Annotated in this window: 21 protein-coding genes; 6 read left to right on the forward strand and 15 right to left on the reverse strand. The window is 58.0% G+C overall.

Annotated elements, in window-relative coordinates; genetic code table 11:
- The first annotated feature begins 8 nt into the window (after window positions 1–8).
- Window positions 9–725, forward strand: coding sequence for a response regulator transcription factor (locus ABLU95_RS23850; protein ID WP_023288987.1), 717 nt, complete (start codon window positions 9–11; stop codon window positions 723–725).
- Entirely contained in the window at window positions 722–2,194 is a 1,473-nt protein-coding gene (locus ABLU95_RS23855) for an ATP-binding protein (RefSeq protein WP_048334568.1), read from the forward strand. Before ABLU95_RS23850 ends, ABLU95_RS23855 begins: the two co-directional genes overlap by 4 nt.
- Window positions 2,195–2,277: 83 nt before the next feature.
- Here ABLU95_RS23855 and artJ read toward each other — a convergent pair whose 3' ends face one another.
- The 7 genes from artJ to yahO form a co-directional block, all read right to left on the reverse strand.
- Complete coding sequence (gene artJ, locus ABLU95_RS23860) at window positions 2,278–3,009, reverse strand: arginine ABC transporter substrate-binding protein ArtJ (protein ID WP_004201336.1); 732 nt, start codon at window positions 3,007–3,009, stop codon at window positions 2,278–2,280.
- Between the two features lie 183 nt (window positions 3,010–3,192).
- A complete protein-coding gene (gene artM / locus ABLU95_RS23865; protein WP_004201338.1) occupies window positions 3,193–3,861 on the reverse strand; it encodes an arginine ABC transporter permease ArtM in 669 nt (222 codons plus the stop codon).
- The gene (gene artQ, locus ABLU95_RS23870; protein WP_023288989.1) at window positions 3,861–4,577 is read right to left on the reverse strand and encodes an arginine ABC transporter permease ArtQ; all 717 of its coding nucleotides are present in this window, start codon (window positions 4,575–4,577) and stop codon (window positions 3,861–3,863) included. The genes artM and artQ overlap by 1 nt, the downstream gene beginning before the upstream one ends.
- 6 nt (window positions 4,578–4,583) lie before the next feature.
- The gene (gene artI / locus ABLU95_RS23875) at window positions 4,584–5,315 is read right to left on the reverse strand and encodes an arginine ABC transporter substrate-binding protein ArtI (RefSeq protein WP_002896390.1); all 732 of its coding nucleotides are present in this window, start codon (window positions 5,313–5,315) and stop codon (window positions 4,584–4,586) included.
- A gap of 20 nt (window positions 5,316–5,335) precedes the next feature.
- On the reverse strand, window positions 5,336–6,064 hold the full coding sequence (artP, locus tag ABLU95_RS23880) for an arginine ABC transporter ATP-binding protein ArtP (RefSeq protein ID WP_032428704.1): 729 nt from the start codon (window positions 6,062–6,064) through the stop codon (window positions 5,336–5,338).
- 226 nt (window positions 6,065–6,290) lie between these two features.
- Window positions 6,291–6,806, reverse strand: coding sequence for a lipoprotein (locus tag ABLU95_RS23885; protein ID WP_023288991.1), 516 nt, complete (start codon window positions 6,804–6,806; stop codon window positions 6,291–6,293).
- Between the two features lie 254 nt (window positions 6,807–7,060).
- The gene (gene yahO, locus ABLU95_RS23890; protein WP_023288992.1) at window positions 7,061–7,333 is read right to left on the reverse strand and encodes a DUF1471 family periplasmic protein YahO; all 273 of its coding nucleotides are present in this window, start codon (window positions 7,331–7,333) and stop codon (window positions 7,061–7,063) included.
- Window positions 7,334–7,694: 361 nt separating this feature from the next.
- Here yahO and ABLU95_RS23895 point away from each other — a divergent pair, with 361 nt between their 5' ends.
- Window positions 7,695–8,834: a GGDEF domain-containing protein gene (locus tag ABLU95_RS23895; protein WP_023288993.1), complete on the forward strand. Its 1,140-nt coding sequence runs from the start codon at window positions 7,695–7,697 to the stop codon at window positions 8,832–8,834.
- Between the two features lie 31 nt (window positions 8,835–8,865).
- A complete protein-coding gene (locus tag ABLU95_RS23900) occupies window positions 8,866–9,696 on the forward strand; it encodes an N-acetylmuramoyl-L-alanine amidase (RefSeq protein ID WP_101861863.1) in 831 nt (276 codons plus the stop codon).
- Here the strand turns inward: ABLU95_RS23900 and ABLU95_RS23905 are convergent.
- The 4 genes from ABLU95_RS23905 to poxB form a co-directional block, all read right to left on the reverse strand.
- Complete coding sequence (locus tag ABLU95_RS23905; protein WP_002896399.1) at window positions 9,693–10,706, reverse strand: NAD(P)-dependent oxidoreductase; 1,014 nt, start codon at window positions 10,704–10,706, stop codon at window positions 9,693–9,695. The two genes, ABLU95_RS23900 and ABLU95_RS23905, sit on opposite strands and share 4 nt — an antisense overlap.
- 87 nt (window positions 10,707–10,793) lie before the next feature.
- Window positions 10,794–12,236 (reverse strand): SDR family oxidoreductase, encoded by a 1,443-nt coding sequence (locus ABLU95_RS23910; protein ID WP_023288995.1) that lies wholly within the window; start codon window positions 12,234–12,236, stop codon window positions 10,794–10,796.
- 10 nt (window positions 12,237–12,246) lie between these two features.
- Window positions 12,247–13,248 (reverse strand): low-specificity L-threonine aldolase, encoded by a 1,002-nt coding sequence (ltaE, locus tag ABLU95_RS23915; RefSeq protein ID WP_023288996.1) that lies wholly within the window; start codon window positions 13,246–13,248, stop codon window positions 12,247–12,249.
- Between the two features lie 38 nt (window positions 13,249–13,286).
- Entirely contained in the window at window positions 13,287–15,005 is a 1,719-nt protein-coding gene (gene poxB, locus ABLU95_RS23920) for a ubiquinone-dependent pyruvate dehydrogenase (protein WP_023288997.1), read from the reverse strand.
- A 151-nt stretch (window positions 15,006–15,156) separates the two neighbouring features.
- Here poxB and ABLU95_RS23925 point away from each other — a divergent pair, with 151 nt between their 5' ends.
- Window positions 15,157–15,591 carry a DoxX family protein gene (locus ABLU95_RS23925; RefSeq protein WP_032455253.1) on the forward strand — a complete coding sequence of 145 codons (435 nt, stop codon included), beginning with the start codon at window positions 15,157–15,159 and terminating at the stop codon, window positions 15,589–15,591.
- Between the two features lie 86 nt (window positions 15,592–15,677).
- Here the strand turns inward: ABLU95_RS23925 and hcr are convergent, their stop codons facing one another.
- The 4 genes from hcr to aqpZ form a co-directional block, all read right to left on the reverse strand.
- Window positions 15,678–16,646, reverse strand: a complete 969-nt coding sequence (hcr, locus tag ABLU95_RS23930; protein ID WP_032455254.1) for an NADH oxidoreductase — start codon at window positions 16,644–16,646, stop codon at window positions 15,678–15,680.
- A 10-nt stretch (window positions 16,647–16,656) separates the two neighbouring features.
- A complete protein-coding gene (hcp, locus tag ABLU95_RS23935; RefSeq protein WP_262962909.1) occupies window positions 16,657–18,309 on the reverse strand; it encodes a hydroxylamine reductase in 1,653 nt (550 codons plus the stop codon).
- 143 nt (window positions 18,310–18,452) lie between these two features.
- On the reverse strand, window positions 18,453–19,352 hold the full coding sequence (locus ABLU95_RS23940) for a lysine exporter LysO family protein (RefSeq protein ID WP_048334579.1): 900 nt from the start codon (window positions 19,350–19,352) through the stop codon (window positions 18,453–18,455).
- 115 nt (window positions 19,353–19,467) lie between these two features.
- A complete protein-coding gene (gene aqpZ / locus ABLU95_RS23945) occupies window positions 19,468–20,163 on the reverse strand; it encodes an aquaporin Z (RefSeq protein WP_004201355.1) in 696 nt (231 codons plus the stop codon).
- Between the two features lie 418 nt (window positions 20,164–20,581).
- On the opposite strand from aqpZ, the gene ABLU95_RS23950 reads away from it, so the two are divergent.
- Window positions 20,582–22,240: an ATP-dependent endonuclease gene (locus ABLU95_RS23950; protein WP_023289003.1), complete on the forward strand. Its 1,659-nt coding sequence runs from the start codon at window positions 20,582–20,584 to the stop codon at window positions 22,238–22,240.
- Window positions 22,241–22,296 lie beyond the last annotated feature (56 nt).

A 22,296-nucleotide genomic window follows, 5' to 3' on the forward strand; every position in this document is an offset into this window, starting at 1 on the left:
GGAATCTAATGGCCAAAACCATTCTGCTGGTGGAAGATGATGAGGATATAGCCACGCTGCTGCGGCTCAATCTGCAGGATGAGGGCTATCAGATTGTGCATGAGGCCGATGGCGGCCAGGCCCTCGCCCGACTGGAAACGCGGGTCTGGGATGCGGTGATCCTTGATTTGATGCTGCCCGGCGTCGATGGCCTGGAGATCTGCCGGCGCATCCGCCAGATGACCCGCTATCTGCCGGTGATCATCATCAGCGCTCGCACCAGCGAAATGCACCGTGTGCTGGGCCTGGAGATGGGCGCCGACGACTATCTGGCGAAACCCTTTTCGTTACTGGAACTTATCGCCCGCGTTAAAGCGCTGTTTCGTCGCCAGGAGGCGATGGGGCAGAATCTGCTGATGGACGCCGGGCGCCTGTCCTGCCATGGTCTGAGCATCGATCCGCTGTCCCGCGAAGTGAGGCTGCGCGGCGAGATGGTGGACCTCACCCCGCGCGAATTCGAGCTGCTGTATTACTTTGCCCGCCATCCCGGGGAGGTGTTTTCCCGGCTGGCGCTGCTGGAGCAGGTCTGGGGATATCAGCATGAGGGCTATGAGCACACGGTCAATACCCATATCAACCGCCTGCGCAGCAAAATCGAACGTGACCCGGCCGAGCCGGACATCATTCTGACCGTCTGGGGAAAAGGCTATAAGTTCGCCCCGGTGACCCAGGAGGCCGCCCCGTGATCCGCCGCCTGAGCCTCAGCCAGCGGCTGGCGCTGGTGGTGGTCTCCCTGCTGATGCTGTGCGCGGCGGCGGTGTGCGCCGTTCAGTTACACAGCAGCGCGCAGTATGGCAACGCCATGGTGCAGCGCCTCTCCGCCGGGCTGGCTCAGCAAATTGTGGCCCGCGAACCGCTGCTGGACGCCCACGGCGAGGTCAACCGGCAAACCCTGAAGTCGCTGTTTGACCGCCTGATGACCTTTAATCCCAGCGTGGAGCTCTATCTGCTGTCGCCGGATGGCGACCTGCTGGCCGATGCGGCGCCGCCGGGCCATATCCAGCGCCAGCGGATCGACATGGCGCCGGTACAGGTTTTTCTCACCGGCAGTACGTCGCCGGTGTATGGCGACGATCCCCGCAGCCTTGACGGGCGAAAAGTCTTCAGCGCCGCCCCGCTGCGCGTCGACGGCCAACTGCGCGGCTACCTGTATATCATTTTGCAGGGGGAGACCTTTAATCAGCTGGCGGCCGACGCCTGGCAAAAAACGCTGTGGAGCATTGTTCTGTGGACCCTGCTGCTGGTGGCCCTGTTTGGTCTGCTGGCGGGAGGCCTGGCATGGTTCTGGGTTACACGGCCTGTCCGCCAGCTCACCGCCCAGGTGGCGGCGAACGATCGGGACAGCATCAGCGCCATCAAAACCCTGGCGGCCCGCACGCCGGAGCCACAGCCCGGTAACGAGGTAGCGGTCCTTGAGAACCGCTTTATTGACCTTGCCCGGCAGATAGCCGGTCAGTGGGATCGGCTGGCCGACAGCGACCGCCAGCGCCGCGAATTTGTGGCCAATATTTCCCACGATTTGCGCACACCGCTGACTTCGCTGCTGGGGTATCTGGAAACGCTGACCCTGAAGGACGAACGGCTGACCGCCGAGGAGCGCAGGCAGTATCTCACCATCGCCCTGCGCCAGGGCAACAAGGTGCGCCATCTTTCACAGCAGCTGTTTGAGCTGGCGCGACTGGAGCACGGGAGCATTAAGCCGCAGCGCGAGCGTTTCGCGATGGCGGAGCTGATTTCCGACGTGGCGCAGAAGTTTGAACTCACCGCCCGCACGCGCGAGGTGAACCTGCAAATTGATGTGCCGGGGCCGTTGCCGCTGATCAACGCCGATGTGTCGATGATTGAGAGGGTGGTGACCAACCTGCTCGATAACGCGATGCGGCATACTCCCGTCGGCGGGGAGATCCGTCTGGCGGTCTGGCAGGAGAATCAACAGCTCCAGGTCGAAGTGGCAGACAACGGAACGGGCGTCGATGCCGCGCTGCGCGATGATCTGTTCCAGCGGCCGTCGGCGTTGTCTACCCAGGCGTCGCGGGAGGATCGCGGTGGGTTAGGACTGCTGATTGTGAAACGGATGCTGGAGCTGCACGGGGGCGGGATCCGGCTGGTGGAGTCGGTAAGCGGGGCGCGATTCAGGTTCTTCGTGCCACTTTGAGAAATTGCCGGATGGCGGCTACGCCTTACCCGGCTACGGGGACGGAGAAGGCCGGGTAAGCGCAGCGCCACCCGGCAAAAAAGTTACTCCGGGAACCACTGGTTGCTGATTTTCTGGTAGGTACCGTCGGCTTTAATCGCCTTCAGCGCGGCGTTCAGTTTCTCCAGCAGCGCCTTGTTATCCGGGCGCACGGCAATCCCAAGGCCGGTGCCAAAGTATTGCGGATCGGTTACTTTCGGCGTGGCTGCCCCCAGCTGCGGGTTGGTTTTCAGCCACTCGTTGACCACCGCCGTGTCGCCGAACACGCCGTCGATACGGCCATTTTTCAGGTCGATAATCGCGTTCTGGTAGCTGTCATAGGCGACGGTCTTCACCTCAGGATGTTTATCCTGCAGATATTTCTGGTGGGTGGTGCCGTTTTCCATGCCGATCCGTTTGCCTTTCAAATCATCGAACGAGTGGAACGCGTCTTTTTTGGCGATCACCAGCGCGGAGTTGGCGTAGTACGGGTCGGTGAAGGCCACCTGCTTGCTGCGTTCCGGCGTAATATCCATTCCGGAAATCACCGCGTCATACTTCTTAAACTTCAGCGCCGGGATCAGGCTGTCAAACGCGTGGTTGGTAAAGGTGCATTCTGCCTGCATTTGTTTGCACAGCGCATGGGCCAGATCGATATCAAAGCCGACAATCTGGTTATTCGCGTCCATCGATTCAAACGGCGGATAGGTCGCGGACACGCCGAAGCTGATTTTCTCCGCGGCGGCGGCGCCGAAGGTGAACGTGGTGAGCAGTGCAGCCAGAACTAACTTTTTCATCGTGGAACTCCCGTCTGTCAATCTTATGATTATTCGCCGTGTCTGCGGCATAGGGTGACAATGCCATTAAATGAATTTGTATGCAATAAAAATGATTAAATATTTTAATTGATAGAAAAAAAGACGGACAGGTGTTTGACTTGTCCGTCTTGTTGTTCGCTTATTATGCAAATACGCCAGGCGCTAGTTACGCCGTTCGAAAGCTAGCGCTTTGCGCTCCACCAGGCGCATCAACAGGGTCAGCAACCCGTTGACGATGAGATAAATAATCCCGGCGGCGCCGAACACCATCACGTCGTAGGTCCTTCCGTACAGCAGCTGGCCGTGACCCATCACTTCCATCAGGGTGATGGTGTAGGCCAGAGAAGTACTTTTGAATACCAGCACCACTTCGTTGGAGTAGGACGACAGCGCGCGTTTAAAGGCGTACGGCAGCAGGATCGCCAGGGTATCCTTTTTACTCATCCCCAGCGCGCTGCACGACTGCCATTGCCCGTCGGGGATCGCCCGGATGGCGCCATAAAACAGCTGGGTGGTATAGGCGGCGCTGTTAAGCGACAGGGCGATCAGGGCGCACAGCCACGGCTCGGAGATAAGATGCCACAGCCATGGATATTCCTGCAGCGAAGGAAACTGCCCGGGGCCATAGTAGATCAGGAAGATCTGCACCAGCAGCGGCGTACCGGTAAACAGGGTGATGTAGCCGCGCACTATCCACACTAGCCCCGGCGTCTTCAGCGTCAGGATAATGGTAAAGATCAGCGACAGGATCAGCGCCACGATAATCGACGCCACGGTCAGCGTCAGGCTGGTATGCAGGCCTTTCAGCAGTTCGGGTAAGTAGTCGAGCATCAGCCTGGTCTCCGTTCGAAGCGCGTCGCACGCTGGTCAATCCGCTTAAGGATGTATTGACTCAACAGGGTGATGACGAGATAGATTGCTGCGGCAATGATATACCAGTTAAAGGGCTCCTGAGTGCGGGTGGCGATGCTTTTGGTCTGCAGCATCAGATCGTTGACGCTGATCAGGCTCACCAGCGCGGTGTCCTTCAGCAGCACCAGCCACTGGTTGCCGAGACCGGGCAGGGCATGGCGCCACATCTGCGGCATCACCAGGCGGAAGAAAATGGCCGCTTTCGACAGCCCCAGCGCCTGGCCGGACTCCCACTGACCCTGCGGAACGGCTTTCAGCGCGCCGCGCAGCGTTTGCGAGGCGTAGGCGGCATACAGCAGCGACAGGGCGATCGCCCCGCAGAGGAACGGACTGACGTCAAAGTTCTCAATCTGCATCTGCACCGGGATCTGCGTGAACCCGAGCGGGATGGTGAAACCGTCAGAGAGCGTCAGCAGCAGCTGGGACGAGCCGAAATAGATAAACAGCACCACCAGAATTTCCGGTAGGCCGCGCAGAATGGTCACAATGCCGGTTGCAAGCCAGGCTACCGGGCGCCATTTCACTGACTCCAGTACCGCGAAGAGCATCGCCAGGACGAGGCCGATGGCGAGCGCGCAAACGGCAAGGCCGACGGTCATCCCGGCGGCGCTTGCTAATGGAAAAATTTCGTTCATTCAGTCTTACTTCTGGAACCATTTGTTATAGATGGTCTGGTAAGTGCCGTCTTTCTTCACTTTTTCCAGCGCAGCGTTAAATTTCTGCTGCAGGTCGGTGTTGCCCTGACGCACGGCAATGCCCAGCCCGGTGCCGAAATAGGCTTTGTCGGTCACTTTATCGCCCACGGCCGCCAGCTTCGGATTGCTCTTCAGCCATTCGGTGACCACAGCGGTATCACCGAAGACCGCGTCAATACGACCGTTCTGCAGATCCAGCTTCGCATTCTGGTAGCTGTCGTAAGGCACGGTGGTGATTTCCGGATGTTTATCCGTGATAAATTTCTGGTGGGTGGTGCCGTTCTGTACGCCCACTTTTTTGCCCTTCAGCTGGTCAATGCTGGTGAACTTGCCCTGCTGACCGACGAACAGCGCCGAGTTGTCATAATACGGGGTGGAGAACAGGACCTGCTTTTCACGCTCAGGCGTGATGTCCATCCCGGCCATGACCGCGTCGAAACGGCGGAATTTCAGGCCCGGGATCAGGCTGTCAAAGGCCTGGTTGGTAAAGGTACAGGTGGCGTCGATCTCTTTACACAGCGCGTTAGCCAGATCCACATCGAAACCGACGATCTGGTTGTTGGCATCCACCAGCTCAAACGGAGGGTAGGAGGCCTCGGTGGCGAAACGAATGGTTTGCGCGGCGGAAGCGGAGAGGCTCATGCCTGCGAGCAGGGCGGCAATCAGTACTTTTTTCATCGTCATTTCCCCGAAAAACATCAGTGTGAAAGATAGTTTTTAAACGCGTCAGTTTGCGGATGCGTGAAGCAGGAGGCATCCCCTTGCTCGACGATATGGCCATTTTCCATATACACCACCCGGCTGGCCGTCTTGCGCGCCACTTCAACTTCATGGGTGACGATAACCTGGGTGATGCCGGTTTCAGCCAGCTCGCGGATGATACTAACGATCTGGGCGGTGATTTCCGGGTCGAGCGCCGCGGTAGGCTCATCGAACAGCAGAACCTGCGGCTCCATCATCAGCGCGCGGGCGATTGCCACACGCTGCTGCTGACCGCCGGATAAATGCAGCGGGTAACGATCGCTGTAGGGCTTCAGACGCAGGCGCTCCAGCAGCTTCTCTGCGCGAGCCAGCGCCTGATCCTTGCTTAACCCCAGTACGCGACAGGGGGCCTCGATCAGGTTCTGCTGTACCGTCAGGTGCGGCCACAGGTTGTACTGCTGAAAGACCATGCCGACGTTCTGCCGCAGTTCGCGAATCGCTTTATCGGACGGCGCTCTGGTGAAGTCGAAATGGTTACCGGCGATGGTTAATGAACCGGAACGCGGCATCTCCAGCAGGTTGAGTACGCGCAGCAGCGAGCTCTTCCCGGCACCGCTGGGGCCGAGCAGCACGAGCGTTTCCCCCTGCGGGCAATCCAGCGTGATGTCGAACAGCGCCTGGTGCGCGCCGTAGAAGCAATTAATGCCGTTTAGTTTAATACTCATCTGGGCAGTCTGATACGAATAGCTATTGAGGCCGCAAATACTACCTTTGGCAGAATAGTTATGCAATATTTATGCGTTAAAAGTTAAATCTAAACCACGTTTAGCTTTAAAGTTAGCACAAAATATTGCCTGGTGGGTGAGGGGGGAGTAAATGTCGGCATTCTCGGGGCGAATACCGACATTTTACCGGGGTTATCGTTTCAGCGACGTCGCTTCAACTCCGGAACTAACGTTTCTCCAGACTCTGTCGCAACGTCCCGGCCGGCGCGTGGCTGTTGTTGCCGAGATAGCGAACGTCATCGACGGCCCAGCACTGGCCTTCCTGGATCATCAGCACTTCGTCTTTCCAGCTCTGGGTTCCCTGCTTCAGCTCCACGCGCAGCGGAATGTTGCGCGCATCGCGATTAGGGATGGTTGAGGCGCTGGCGACGACGGCGCTGTCCGCCGGGGTGCTGCTGCTGGAGAACAGGTTAGCCTGCAGCAGTTTGCTGTTGGCCGGATCCTGACGGGCGTCATTGAGTAGCTTCGCCAGGCCGTCGCTGAGATAGGGGCGCAGCGCCGCCGGATCCTGCGTACGGTTCTGGAGCTGGGTGTCGTAGAATTTTTGCGCTACGTCGTCAGGGCCGCCTTCGACACAGGGGCCGCTGCGGGTGCCATTATCTTTATAGGCCGGGGTGACGGTCGTACAGGCGCTGAGCGCCAGCGCGCAAGGGAGAAGTGCTGCAAGAAGTTTGTAGCGCATGATGATTTCCTTATAAGCGAACTACGTTTTCAGTTTCCGTTAAAGCATAGCGTATAGCGTACGGATTGTACTTGACGCAAAGAGCTAAGACCTTGATGTGACTACGGCCTTAGGGCAGGACATCGACAGGGGAGATCGCTGTATGATATTAAGGCAGGAAAATCTGGGGGCCGTTTAAAAATAAACAGACTTTTTGGTCAAACAAGAAACATTACCCGGGCAATATGATAATGTTTCTTGAAATATAAGATTAATTACTTCTTCTTATAGATGTTAGCGGAGATGTGCAGTTTTTTATCGGTATTACCGGAAGAGAGCACGATAACGTCTGCGCCTTTCTCATCGGCCTTTTTAATCAGTTCTTCACGGGCATCGCTGGGTGCAGTCTGACCGGTAGAAGAAATGGTACCGATTTTAGTATATTGCGTATGGACCTTATCGAAGGCTTCTTTCGTTAAAATTTCTGCAGAGAAGGCGTTCGCCGTTAAAAACAATGCTGCACCTGCCACTAAAGCTGCATATTTCATATTTTTAGACTCCATTGTTTATCTTGCTATCATCATGCTCTTGTTTTATCTCACCAATGAGCGGTTTCAGATTGTACTAACACCGTTTTTTTTTCAAGTGGAATACTGCAATTTTATGACGGTTAGTTAACTCTTTTTTAAAGAAAAGATGACGTATTTCGTATTGATAATGCTTGCTTTTTTTTGCCGGATACACATAGGGAGAGGACCAGACCCTTTTCATCTGACGTTAGCAGAAAATCAGCTTAAGGCGCCGGGGCAGAAAGGGGGGAAGCGTTGACAGACATTCCCGGAAACATGGTTTATCATAAAGCAAAGCAGGGTCTGCGCCCATGGTCATGCAGGTCACCAGGGAGATAAGATGTTAACAAATAAGCAAGAGGGCGTCCGCCAGCTGCGAACCGAGCTGTGGGCCACCAGAGATAATGTCCAGCGCCATGCGCTATCCATGAGTATGCCCTGGCTGGCCTTTGTCAATATCGCTTTTGCGTTAATGGTTTTCTTCCGCAATTTTATCTTTACGCATTTTGATAAGAAGCTGTTAACGCACCAGGCGGTTATTCCTTATGTCGAAGTCGCGCTGATCGCGGTTATTATTATTTCGGTAATTTTAGCCATTATTGCCGTCACGCCGCGCCTGGCGCAGGGGCGCTATACGTTGAGTATCATCACCGGCCTGCAGCTGGCACTCAGCCTGTGCTGGTCCCTGAGTAATTACTGTTTTATCTTTTTCTGGACACTGCCCTTCGCCTGGCCGCTGCTGGTGATATTAATGACCACCGGCCTCGCCGCGCTGTATCACCATTGGCCCGGCATTATCGCTTTTTTGCTTCCGCTATGGGGAACCGCCCTGCTGGCGGGACTACAGATCCACCCTCACACTGAGGTCCGCTTTTTGATCCTGTGGGGCATTTTTACGGCGATTTTACTCTATGGCAGGCGTATTCTTAAGCGCTGGTATGATGAGGCCTGGAATACGCATCAGGAAAATATGCGGCTTATTCAGCGGCTGGAAAGCATTGCCAACCAGGATGCATTAACCGGGACCGCGAATCGCCGGGCGCTGAATGCCTATCTGGCGGAGATTTGGCAGCAAAAAACGCCGTTGGCGCTGATGATGATCGACGTCGATTACTTTAAGCGTTACAACGACCACTATGGCCACCAGGCTGGCGACGATTGCTTATCGACTGTCGCCCAAGTGCTTAAAATGGCGGTACGGGCCGAGGGCGATCTGGTCGCCCGCTACGGCGGCGAAGAGTTTGTCATCGCGCTGCCCGGGGTTTCCTTAGCGCGAGCCACCTCCATTGCCGAGCGCATTCAGCAGAAAATTAGCGAGGCGGCGATCCCCCATGAGGCTTCGGCGGTGGCCTCGGTGGTGACCGTCAGTATGGGGGTCGTCGCTTCCGACGGCACGGTTCCGATGGAGACGCTGATCGCCCGGGCGGACAGCGCGCTGTACCAGGCGAAAAATAAAGGACGAAATCGATGGTCTTATTAACCCGGAGAGGCTGCCGGGCAAGGATGAAAGAATGACACGGATTGCGCTGATCGCGCTGCTGGCGTTACTGCTAAGCGGCTGTGCCGGCGAAAAAGGGATTATCGATCGCGATGGATACCAGCTGGACACCCGCCATCCGGCGCAGGCGGCCTATCCGCGAATAAAAGTGCTGGTGATCCACTACACGGCAGACAACTTTGATACTTCTCTGGCGACCCTGACCGATAAAGAGGTCAGCTCCCACTATTTAATTCCTGAACAGCCGCCGCGCCACCATGATAAACCGCGGATCTGGCAGCTGGTGCCGGAAGAGGATCTGGCCTGGCACGCCGGTGTAAGCTACTGGCGCGGCAGCACGCGCATCAACGATACTTCCATCGGTATTGAACTGGAAAACCGCGGCTGGCAGAAGACCGCGGGAGGTAAAAGCTTTACTCCCTTTCACCCGGAACAGATCGCGGCCCTGATCCCGCTGGCGCGCGATATTATCACTCGCTACCACATCGCGCCGCAGAACGTGGTGGCCCATGCCGATATCGCCCCGCAGCGCAAAGACGATCCGGGGCCGTTGTTCCCCTGGCAACAGCTGGCGCAGCAGGGGATTGGCGCCTGGCCGGACGAGCAGCGGGTGGCTTTTTATCTGAACGGGCGGCCGCCCAGTGAGCCAGTGGACCCTGAGGTGGTGCTGGATTTGCTGGCACGCTACGGCTATCAGGTCACGCCGGAGATGACTCCCGCGCAGAGGAAACGGGTAATTATCGCCTTCCAGATGCACTTCCGCCCCCAGCGCTGGGATGGCGTAGCGGATGCGCAAACCGAAGCGATAGCCGAGGCGCTGTTAGAGAAATATGGCCAGGGTTAGCGGTGAAGTTTACCGTGGTCGCGCAACCAGGCGGCGGTACGCACAATCCCGTCGTCCAGCGTCACCACCGGCTGATAGCCCAGCTCATCCTGCGCGCGCGTGATATCGAGCGTAAAATCAAAATTAAGTTTAGAGACGCCGTAGTGGGTAAAGGCCGGCTCTTTGGCCGTTTTATCGCCAAAACGCTCCATGCTGCGGGCGATAATATCCAGCATCGGGTAGGGAACTGAACGGATCCGGCATTTAATGCCCAGCTCATCGATCAGTTTCTGCACGATGCTGCGCAGGGTGCGCGGTTCGCCATTGCTGATATTCCACGCGCGGGCGGAGGGAAGATGATCGCAGGCCGGCTGGCTCGCCAGCCACATCGCGTGGACGGCATTTTCATAATAGGTCATATCGACCAGCGCGCTGCCGCCCCGCGGCAACAGGACGCTGCCATAGTGCTGCATCATTTGCGCCAGCCGGGGAATAAAGACTTTATCGTGCGGCCCGAACAGGCTCTGCGGGCGCAAAATGGTAAAACGGGTGTGCGGGTTGGCCTGCGCCAGCAGGTTGATCACCTCTTCGCTGGCCGCCTTGCTGCGGGCAAACTCATTGGCGAAGCGGTGCGGGCGGAAATCTTCCTGAATATCGCGATGGTGGTGATAATCAAAATAGAGCGAGGGCGAAGAGATATGGACGAAATTGCGTACGCCCCATGCTACCGACCATTCGCCGAGGCGGCGGGTGGCGCGGACGTTAGCGAGATCGAAAGCCTGCTGCGTGCCCCAGGGCGAGGTAAAGCTTGAGCAGTGCCACAGGGTATCGATACCGGCGAGCATCACTTTAGCCTGCGAAGAGACCAGCTCGGTTAAATCTGCCGGGATGAATTCCGCCCCCATTTTGCTCAGAAGCTTACCCATCGCTTCGTTGCGCCCGGTCGCTCGCACGCTGATGCCCTTGTTGCGCAGATATTCCACTGCGTTGCGGCCTAATCCGCTGGTCGCACCGGTAACCAGTACCTTCATATTACTCTACTGTCCCAGAAAAGAATTTCATGCGCATTTTTCCGTGATTCTCCCGACTATGCAATGAGAATCATGAAAGAATAATGCTTATCCTTCGACTCTGCCTGAGATTTGTTCGGCCAACCGGGCGATGCGTTGCGCCATACCGCGGAAAATAAACAGGTGCGCCGGGATCATCAGCAGCCAGTAGACCAGGCCCGGCATACCGTGCGGGTGCCACCAGGCGCGGACGTCCAGTTCACGACGATCGCCTTTATCGTTAATGGTAAAGCTTAACCGGCCCAGTCCCGGCGCTTTCATGCCGAACAGCAGAGTGAGCTGTTTTTCTTCCTCCACGATAATCACCTTCCAGCTGTCGACCGTATCGCCGGTCTGCAAATAGTCGCGCTGCGGTCGCCCTTTGGCCAGCCGGTGGCCGACCAGCAGATCCATCGCGCCGCGGGTTTTCCACAGCAGATTGCCGAAAAAATATCCCTCTTTACCGCCGATTTGGTTAACGACCTGCCACAGGGCTTTGCGGCTCGCCTGAGTGGTGATGGTGCAGCCTGCCTGTTTCGGATAATAGCCATACTCCGGTCGCCAGCGGGCGAAAGCCTGGGCGTCGTAGCCCCAGTCGCTGGAGTTTACCAGCTGCTCTTCTTCTTTCAGGGTGCGGCGAACCGCCTGATCGAAGGGGATCAGCGTTTGCGGGATCAGCGCCCGCAGCGCCCGGTCATCGGCGATCAGATCGTGCTTCAACCCCTGAATTAGCGCTTTGGCGATGGTCGGCGGCACCGAGGTGATGACATTGAGGAACCACACCGAGATCCAGCGCGTCGGCAGGGGAATCGGAATGAGCGGGCGGTGTTTGCCGCTGACGGCCATAAAGCGAATGAACTGCTGCTGATAGCTTAACACCTCCGGACCGGCGGCTTCGAAGACGCGGTGCGCGTCGGAAGGGTGATTCAGTAGCTCAACGAGGTCAACGAGCAGGTTTTCCAGCGCGACAGGGGTGGTACGCGAACGCACCCAGCGCGGGGGGGTCAGCACCGGCAGGTTATAGACCATATCGCGCATCACCTCGAAGGCGGCGGAGCCGGCGCCGACGATAATTCCGGCCCGCAGCTCGGTTACCGGCACGCCCGACTCGCGCAGGAGATCGCCGGTGACCTGACGAGCGCGCAGATGGTCGGACTGCTCCTGCGCTGGAGCCTGCAGCGAGCTGAGAAAGATAATCTGACGCACCGGCGTCTGGCGCAGGGCATCGCGAACATGCGTCGCCACCCGACGCTCATGGGCGATAAAATCGCCGCCTTCGCCCATGCCGTGTACCAGATAGTAAAGGGTATCGATACCTGTGAGCAGCGCAGGCAGAGCCTGCGGCTGATTGAGATCGACTGACCGGCAGGTGACGCCGGGCAAAGCGAGTTTTTGCAGCCGGTCAGTATGGCGCGCCGCCGCCAGCACCGGATAACCCCGCGCGCTTAATTCGCGGACTAAATGCTGACCAATATAGCCGCTGGCGCCGAGCACCAGAACCGATTGCGACACGCCTGACTCCTTAGCGTTGTAAAAAAGCCTGCCAGTGGGCGACCACTTCGCTCAACTGCTGACGATTGACATCCAGGTGAGTGACCAGACGGACGATTGGCGAGGCGTTGATCAGCACGCCGCGCGCCTGCATAAACTCGCCGAGCGCCCGGGCCTGTTCATCACCGACGCGAACGAACAGCATGTTGGTATCGTGACGGGTGACGTCGGCGCCGATGGCGCGCAGCTGATCCGCCATCCACGCGGCGTTATCATGATCCTCCTGCAGGCGCTGCACGTTATTTTTCAGCGCGTACAGCCCGGCGGCGGCCAGAATGCCCGCCTGGCGCATCCCGCCGCCGACCATTTTCCGCCAGCGAACGGCGCGGCGAATATACGCCTCACTGCCGACCAGCAGCGAGCCAACCGGGGCGCCAAGCCCCTTTGACAGGCAGATGGTGAAGGAGTCGCAGTACTGGGCGATATCACGCAGCTCACAGCCGTAGGCGACCACGGCGTTAAAGATGCGCGCGCCGTCGACGTGCAGCGCCAGATCGCGCTGGCGGGTAAACGCCCAGGCTTCCTGGAGATAGTCGCGCGGCAGCACCTTACCGTTATGGGTGTTTTCCAGGCTCAGCAGGCGGGTCGGGGCAAAATGGATATCGTCAGGTTTGATTTTCGCTGCGACTTTATCCAGCGGCAGCGAACCGTCCGCCGCGGCGTCAATCGGCTGCGGCTGAATACTGCCGAGAACCGCCGCCCCGCCGGCTTCGTACAGATAGTTATGCGCCCCCTGGCCGACGATATACTCTTCGCCGCGCTGGCAGTGGCTGAGCAGGCCGACGAGGTTGGCCTGGGTGCCGGTGGGCAGAAACAGCGCCGCCTCTTTGCCGGCCAGGTCGGCGGCGTAGCGCTGAAGTTCATTGACGGTAGGGTCGTCGCCATACACATCGTCCCCGACCGGGGCGGCCATCATGGCTTCCAACATGGCGCGCCCGGGACGGGTAACGGTATCACTGCGCAGATCGATCACGGCTTTTCCTTGTTCTGGTTCAGAGTATTGCTTCTGTTTTACCTGAGCCAGTTGGTTTTCGCCAGTTCGATGACTTCATCGCCGCGCCCGCTGATGATCGCCCGCAGCATATACAGGCTAAAGCCTTTCGCCTGCTCCAGCTTGATCTGCGGCGGGATCGCCAGCTCCTCTTTGGCGACCACGACGTCGACCAGCACCGGACCGTCGGTGCGGAAGGCGGTCTGCAGCGCTTCATCCACTTCGGCAGCTTTCTCAACGCGAATACCTTTAATACCGCAGGCTTCGGCGATGCGGGCGAAGTTGGTGTCGTGCAGCTCCGTGCCGTCGGTGAGATAGCCCCCGGCCTTCATCTCCATCGCCACGAAACCCAGCACGCTGTTGTTAAAGATGATAATTTTCACCGGCAGCTTCATCTGCGCCAGCGACAGAAAATCCCCCATCAGCATGCTAAACCCGCCGTCGCCGCACATGGCCACCACCTGACGCTCCGGCGCGGTGGCCTTGGCGCCAATGGCCTGCGGCATGGCGTTGGCCATGGAGCCGTGGTTGAATGAACCCAGCAGGCGGCGTTTGCCGTTCATCTTGAGATAGCGTGCCGCCCAGACGGTCGGGGTGCCGACATCGCAGGTGAAAATGGCGTCTTCATCGGCAAAATGGCTGATCTGCTGCGCCAGATATTGCGGGTGGATCGCCTTCTCGCTGGGCTTCGCCAGATCGTCGAGTCCTTTTCGCGCGTCGCGATAGTGCTCCAGCGCCTTATCGAGGAAGCGGCGATCGGTTTTCTCTTCCAGCAGCGGCAGCAGCGCCTTTAGCGTTGATTTGATGTCGCCCACCAGCGCCATATCAACCTTACTGTGCGCGCCGATGCTGCCGGGGTTAATGTCGATCTGAATAATTTTGGCGTCGGTCGGATAGAAGGCGCGATAGGGGAACTGGGTGCCGAGCAGGATCAGGGTGTCGGCATTCATCATGGTGTGGAAGCCAGAAGAGAAGCCAATCAGCCCGGTCATGCCCACATCATACGGGTTGTCATACTCCACATGCTCTTTACCGCGCAGCGCATGGACGATGGGGGCTTTAATTTTTGCTGCGAACTCAACCAGCTCCTGGTGGGCGCCGGCGCAGCCGCTACCGCACATGAGCGCGATATTGCTGGAGTAGCGGATAAGCTGCGCCAGCTTGCGCAGCTCCTCGTCGGCCGGGGAGACCGTCGGCAACGGCGCATGATACCAGTGGCTGCTGGCGCTCTCCGGGGCGGCTTTCAGCGCCACGTCGCCGGGCAGAACCACCACCGAAACGCCGCGGTTAATCACCGCCTTACGCATCGCCACCGCCAGCACCTGCGGGATCTGCTCCGGGGTGGAGACCAGCTCGCAGTAGTGGCTACATTCGCGGAACAGCTCCTGGGGATGGGTCTCCTGGAAATAGCCGCTGCCAATCTCGCTGGAAGGGATGTGGGCGGCAATCGCCAGCACCGGGACATGGTTGCGGTGACAGTCAAACAGACCGTTGATCAGGTGCAGGTTACCCGGACCGCAGGAACCGGCGCAGACCGCCAGTTCGCCGGTCAGTTGCGCCTCCGCGCCGGCGGCGAAAGCAGCGACCTCTTCGTGCCGGGTGGCCATCCAGTCGATGGTGCCCATGCGGTTCAGGCTATCGCTCAATCCATTGAGGGAATCGCCGGTGACGCCCCAGATACGTTTCACGCCGGCCTGTTCCAGCGTTTTGGCAATGTATGCGGCCACGGTTTGTTTCATGATCTCCATCTCCTTTTTTTGATAACGCCTTCAAGCTTAGATGAAACTGCAGCGTACGTTGCCGATTTCCCTCAATTTTTCGCTGGTTTTATTGCTGAAGTATTGGGCATACTCTGGGGTCTCACATGGTGTAAAACAGGAAGCACATCAAATGGTTAAGGGATTGTTAAACACAGTAAATAGAACGCTGTCGCATGAAGATGCCGGTAAACTCTTGTTACGACTCGCCGTCGGCGGGTTAATGCTCTTTCACGGTTTGCACAAGCTGCTGGATGGCGTGGACGGCATTAGCGGGATGCTGGTGGCGAAGGGGTTGCCGGGGTTTATCGCCTACGGTGTGCTGGTGGGGGAAGTGGTTGCCCCCTGTTTGTTGATTGTCGGCATCCTGACGCGCCCAGCGGCGCTGGTGTTGGCTTTCACCATGGTAGTGGCGTGGCTGATGGTCGGTCTCGGCAAGACGTTTGCGCTTGATGCGGTGGGCGCGTGGGCGATCGAGAATCTGGTCTATTTTTTTGTTGGCGCGCTGGCGATAGCGCTTTTGGGCGCCGGGCGTTACTCGCTGGCCGGTCAGTCGGTCTGGCGATAGCCATGCGCCGAAAGGCGGAACAACTGCGTACGACGTAAAGCAGAAACAGAGGCCGGATAAGCATAGCGTCATCCGGCCTTTTAAGGTCAAGCCAGAACCAGATCGCCCAGCGGGTGACAGGAGCAGGCCAGCACATAGCCGTCGGCGATTTCGCCGTCGGTCAGCGTCATGGTGCTGGTGACGCTATACTCCCCGGAAACGACTCTGGTTTTGCAGCAGCCGCAGACGCCGGCGCGGCAGGCGACGGTCACCGGCACCTGATTGCTCTCCAGCGCATCGAGCAGGGTGGTGCCAACCGGCGCGTAAAATTCTCGCGCCGGCTGCAGTTTGGTGAATTTCAGCCCGCTGGTGGCGGCCTCCGCCACCGGGGTGAAGAACTTCTCCTTAAAGAAGCGGGTAACACCCAGGGCGGCAACGTCCTGTTCAACTTTCTCCATATACGGCGCTGGCCCGCAGGTCATCACGGTGCGGCTGGCGATATCCGGCACGCTCTGCAGTAGTTCCGGGGTCAGACGGCCGGCGACAAAACCGTGCGTCGCGTGGTGCTCCGCCACCAGGGTAACCGGATAGTTGCGCCACTCTTCGGCAAAGATCACATCCTCCGGCGAACGAACGCTATAGATCACCTGCACGTCGGCCTGCGGACGGTACTTCGCCAGCCAGCGGCGCATCGACATGATCGGCGTGACGCCGCAGCCAGCGGCCAGCAGCAGGAACTTATCATCCGCCTTATCCTCGCAGGTGAAATCCCCCATCGCGTCGGACAGCCAGATATAGTCGCCGCGCTTTACGTCGCGGGTGAGCCACTGTGAGCCCGCGCCATCGTCAATACGGCGAACGGTCAACGTAATATATTCGCTGACGCCCGGCGTGGACGAAATAGTGTAAGCGCGCAGGGTCTCTGCCGAATGACGCACGCTGACCAGGGCGTACTGCCCGGCACGGTACGGATAATAGTCATGGCAGAGCAATGAAACGGTCCACACATCCGGCGTTTCCTGATGGATGTGATGCACCTGCATTCGCCACGGGCATTGTGAGGTTGGCATGGTCATCAGGGACTCCTTACGCGCTCAGCAGCTGCTGCATATCTTGTTCCACGGTGGTCACGGAACGCAGACCAAACTTCTCATTGAGGATAGCCAGCAGATCCGGAGTGAAGAAGCCAGGCGCCGTCGGGCCGGTGACAATGTTTTTCACGCCGAGAGACAGCAGCGTCAGCAGGATGACGATCGCTTTCTGCTCGAACCAGGAAAGCACCAGCGACAGCGGCAGATCGTTGACGCCGCAGCCCAGTTTTTCCGCCAGCGTGACCGCCAGAATAATCGCCGAGTAGGCATCGTTGCACTGCCCGGCATCCACCAGACGCGGCAGGCCTTCGATATCGCCGAAGTCCAGCTTGTTGAAGCGGTATTTACCGCAGGCCAGGGTCAGGATCAGGCAGTCGTCCGGCACGCTGGTGGCGAAATCGGTGAAATAGTTACGTTCCCCGCGGGCGCCATCGCAGCCGCCGACGAGGAAAATGTGACGCAGTTTTTCCCGGCTGACCAGATCGATCAGTGTGTCCGCCGCGCCGAGCAGGGTCTGACGGCCAAAGCCGACGGTGATCAGATGCGGGATTTCGCTGTACGGGAAGCCAGCCATCTGCTGCGCCTGGGCGATAACCGGCGCGAAGTCTTCACCTTCCAGGTGGTTCACGCCCGGCCAGCCGACGATGCTGCGGGTCCAGATACGATCGTCGTAGGCGCCGACGGTGGGGTCGATGATGCAGTTAGAGGTCATGACGATGGGGCCCGGGAAGCGGGCGAACTCCACCTGCTGGTTCTGCCAGCCGCTGCCGTAGTTCCCAATCAGGTGTTTGAATTTACGCAGCTCCGGATAGCCGTGCGCCGGCAGCATTTCCCCGTGGGTATAGACGTTAACGCCGGTGCCTTCGGTCTGCTCCAGCAGGTTATAGAGATCTTTCAGGTCATGGCCGGAGATCAGGATGCACTTGCCCTCGGTCGCTTTAACGTTGACCTGGGTTGGGGTCGGATGACCATATTTGGTGGTCTCACCGGCGTCCAGAATGCTCATGACTTTGAAGTTCATCTGGCCGATCTCCATTGAGCACTCCAGCAGCGCGTTCATATCGGCAGGCCAGGTACCCAGCCATGCCATGATTTTATGGTACTGGGCGTAGATGTCGTTGTCATACTGGCCGAGAACGTGCGCGTGCTCCATATAAGCCGCAGCGCCTTTCAGGCCGTACAGGCACAGCAGGCGCAGGCCGAGAATGTTCTCGCCGATGGCCGCTTTGTCTTTGTTCGGGGTAAATTCCGCCGCCTGACGCTGCAGGTCGCCCAGATCGTCGCTAGCCAGTTGCAGAGCGGCCATCGGATTGTTAACCGTCGCGTGGGCATCAATGTTCAGGCACTGCGCTTTAAGCGCTTCACGCATGGCGATAGCCTGGCGCGCATAGCCAACGATACGCGGGGAGTCGAAGTTAACGTTAGTCAGCGTAGAGAAAAAAGCGCGCGGCGCAAAGCTATCGACGTCGTGGTCGATAATGCCATATTCGCGGGCCTTGAGCGCCCAGGCGGAGAGGCCTTGCAGTGACGCAATCAGCAGATCCTGCAGATCGGAGGTTTCCGCTGTTTTACCGCACATCCCCTGCGCGTAAGAGCAGCCGTTGCCGGCCGGGGTACGAATGGTTTGTTCACATTGCACACAAAACATGGTCACACCTTTAAAGTTATATTTGATATACATGTTTAAGGTTATGCCCGAGCGCGTGAGGAGAAAAGGTATTTCTGATGCAACTTAAAGGGAGATTGATTTAGCGCAAAATTGGCGGCAAGAAGTCTGCCGCCAGCGCCTGCTCAGGCGGCAAAAAAGGCGATCAGGATCGGGACCAGCAGGCTCAGCAGAAAACCGTGCACGATGGCGGCAGGGACGATTTCCACGCCGCCGGAACGCTGCAGCACCGGTAAGGTGAAGTCCATGGAGGTGGCGCCGCACAGCCCCAGCGCCGTGGAGCGGCTACGGCGAATCAGGCCCGGAATTAACATGATGGCCAGCAGCTCGCGGCACAGGTCGTTAAAGAACGCCGCGCTGCCGATCACCGGGCCAAAGGATTCGGTCAGTAAAATACCGGAGAGTGAATACCAGCCGAAGCCGCTGGCCATCGCCAGACCGGTCTTTAGCGGCAAATCCAGAATAAAGGCGTTGAGGATGCCGCCGAGTAATGAACTGGCCGTGACCACCACGGCGACGATCATTCCCCGCCGGTTGAGGACTATTTGTCGCAGACTCATTCCATTATTGCGTAATTGAATACCGACGAGGAACAGGAGAAAGATCAGCGTATATTCGCTGGCTTCGGTGGCGTGTTGTAAAAAAGACAGGCCGGTCAGGCCAAGCAAGAAACCGAGCACCACCACACCGCACAGCTGGAGTGATTCCAGGGCCATGGCCAGGCGCGAGGGTAATTTCTCCTGACGATGCAGACTGCGCCAGGGCATTTTTCTTTCCAGCCACAGCAGAGCGGTAATATTACACAGTAAAATGATGACCACGCTCACCGAGGCGTAATGCAATATCGCCAGCAGATTGCTGGCCAGATTGTCGAGAAACGCCAGGCTGATACCCATAAAAAAGAGGATCACATAGACAATCCAGCTCAGCATCCGGTTAATCAGTTTTAACGCGGAGGAGTGACGAAGAGGCAGTAAATAGCCGACGACCAGCGGCAACAGAATGATGAACAGTCCCGAGAACATGAACGATGCAACCCTTGCATGATGAGAATAGCGCTCATGACACTATCCAAATAGCCGGGCCGAGTAAAGCTGTCGCCAGAAAGAAAAAGCCCGGGGACCCGGGCTTTAGAAAAGATTAATCGCGTTTTTCCAGCAGAGTGCGGTATAGCACGCCGCCGAGGATCCCGCCGACGATCGGCATGACCCAGAACAGCCACAGCTGCTGCAGCGCCCAACCGCCCTGGAAAATCGCCACCGCGGTGCTGCGCGCCGGGTTGACTGAGGTGTTGGTGACCGGAATGCTGATCAAATGGATGAGGGTCAGCGCCAGGCCGATAGCGATCGGCGCGAAGCCCGCAGGCGCGTGTTTGTCGGTAGCGCCATGGATAACCAGCAGGAAGCCGCAGGTCAGTACGATTTCAATAACGATAGCCGACAGCATAGAGAAGCCGCCCGGGGAGTGTTCGCCATAGCCGTTGGAGGCAAAACCGCTGGCGGCGGCATCAAAGCCGGCTTTACCGCTGGCCACTACGTACAGCACCGCGGCGGCAATAATTCCGCCGACCACCTGGGCGATAATATAGCCAATGACCTCTTTCGCCGGGAAACGACCGCCGGCCCACAGGCCTAAGGTCACCGCCGGGTTGAAATGACCGCCGGAAATATGGCCAACCGCATACGCCATGGTTAATACGGTTAAACCAAATGCCAGCGCCACGCCGGCAAAACCGATACCCAGCTCGGGAAATGCTGCGGCAAGGACGGCGCTACCGCAGCCGCCAAATACAAGCCAGAAGGTGCCGAAGCATTCGGCTGCTAATTTTCTGAACATAACCACCTCAATTTAAATGTATACGCGCACGAGCGGACCGTGCCGTTCTTTATTTATCGTGATAAGGGACGACGATAAAAATAAAGCGGCGTTATTCTAGAGATAATCGCCGTCCCAGAGCCAGTTAAATATATTGATATTATTTGATTTAGGGCAAGGTGAAGGGATTGCGTTTGCCAGTTTAACTATTCCTATATCCATCCAAGATTATCAATAGTGTAGAACATAACGTCTGAAATAAAACTATTTTGTTTGATGAATAATCAACAGCGGTTAATAGGCGGTAAGTGTGTAATTTTATGAATATATTTAACCTCCTGAATAGGATGCGCGAGGTGACCAAGCGGAGTGTCATCTTGCCGCCGCCCTCGCTATACTGTTGATTACTGAAGGAGAGTGGTGGTTTAGCGGAGGGGATATGCTTCTTGAGCGCGTAGAAATCGTCGGTTTTCGCGGTATCAATCGTCTGTCGTTGATGCTCGAGCAAAATAACGTCCTGATCGGGGAAAACGCGTGGGGGAAGTCCAGTCTGCTTGATGCGCTGACCCTGCTTTTGTCGCCAGAGTTCGATCTTTATCACTTTGTTCGCGATGACTTTTGGTTCCCCGCGGGCGACATCCAGGGGCGCGAGCACCATTTGCATATTATTCTGACCTTCCGCGAAACGGAGCCGGGACGCCATCGGGTGCGGCGTTTCCGTCCGCTTCAGCGCTGTTGGGTGCCCTGTGATGACGGGTATCACCGGGTGTTCTACCGCCTGGAAGGCGAACTCGCCGATGACGACAGCGTGATGACCCTGCGCAGTTTTATCGATGGCGAAGGCGAAGCGCTGGCGCTGGAGGATATCGATGAGCTGGCCAGACACCTGGTGCGTTTGATGCCGGTGCTGCGCCTGCGCGATGCGCGCTTTATGCGGCGCATTCATAACGGAACGGTACCGCACTCGCCGCAGATAGAGATCACCGCCCGCCAGCTGGATTTTCTGTCCCGCGAACTGGTCAGCCACCCGCAAAATTTATCCGACGGTCAGATCCGCGAGGGGTTGTCGGCCATGGTGCAGCTGCTGGAGCATTATTTTGCCGAGCAAAGCAGCGCCCAGACGCGACATCGCCTGATGCGGCGGCGTTCCCATGATGAACAGCGTAGCTGGCGTTATCTGGATATTATCAACCGGATGATCGACAAGCCCGGCGGGCGCAGCCATCGGGTGATCCTGCTGGGGCTGTTCGCCACCCTGCTGCAGGCGAAAGGGACGGTGCGCCTCGATCGCGACGCGCGGCCGCTGCTGTTGATTGAAGATCCCGAGACCCGCCTGCATCCGATCATGCTCTCCGTCGCCTGGCATCTGCTGAATTTGCTGCCGTTGCAGCGGGTGACCACCACCAACTCCGGAGAGCTGCTGTCCCTGACGCCGGTGGAGCAGGTGTGTCGGCTGGTGCGTGAATCGGCGCGGGTGTCGGCATGGCGGCTGGGGCCCGGCGGAATGAATGCCGAAGAGAGTCGGCGCATTGCCTTTCATATCCGCTTCAATCGCGCCTCATCGCTCTTCGCCCGCTGTTGGCTGCTGGTGGAAGGGGAGACGGAAACCTGGGTTATCAACGAACTGGCCCGCCAGTGCGGCCATCATTTTGATGCTGAAGGGGTGAAAGTCATTGAATTCGCCCAGTCGGGCCTGAAGCCGTTGATCAAATTCGCCCGCCGGATGGGGATCCAGTGGCACGTGCTGGTGGACGGCGATGAGGCAGGGAAAAAATATGCCGCGACCGTACGCGGCCTGCTGAATAACGATCGCGAGCTGGAGCGCGACCATCTGACCACTCTGCCGGCGCTGGATATGGAACACTTTATGTATCGTCAGGGATTTGATGACGTTTACCACCGGGTGGCGCAGATCCCGGATAATGTGCCCATGAATATGCGGCGGGTGATCACCAAGGCCATTCATCGTTCATCCAAGCCGGACCTGGCGATTGAGGTGGCAATGGAAGCCGGCCGCCGTGGGGTGGACGCAGTGCCGACGCTGCTGAAAAAAATGTTCTCGCGGGTACTGTGGCTGGCCCGCGGTCGCGCCGATTAATCTCTTCACCGTCGGGGGGCTCGGCGGCGCAAAGCTCTCCGGCAGCTAAACAAAAC

The sequence above is a fragment of the Klebsiella sp. GG_Kp146 genome (assembly GCF_040061975.1).
Taxonomy (GTDB): Bacteria; Pseudomonadota; Gammaproteobacteria; order Enterobacterales; family Enterobacteriaceae; genus Klebsiella; species Klebsiella quasipneumoniae.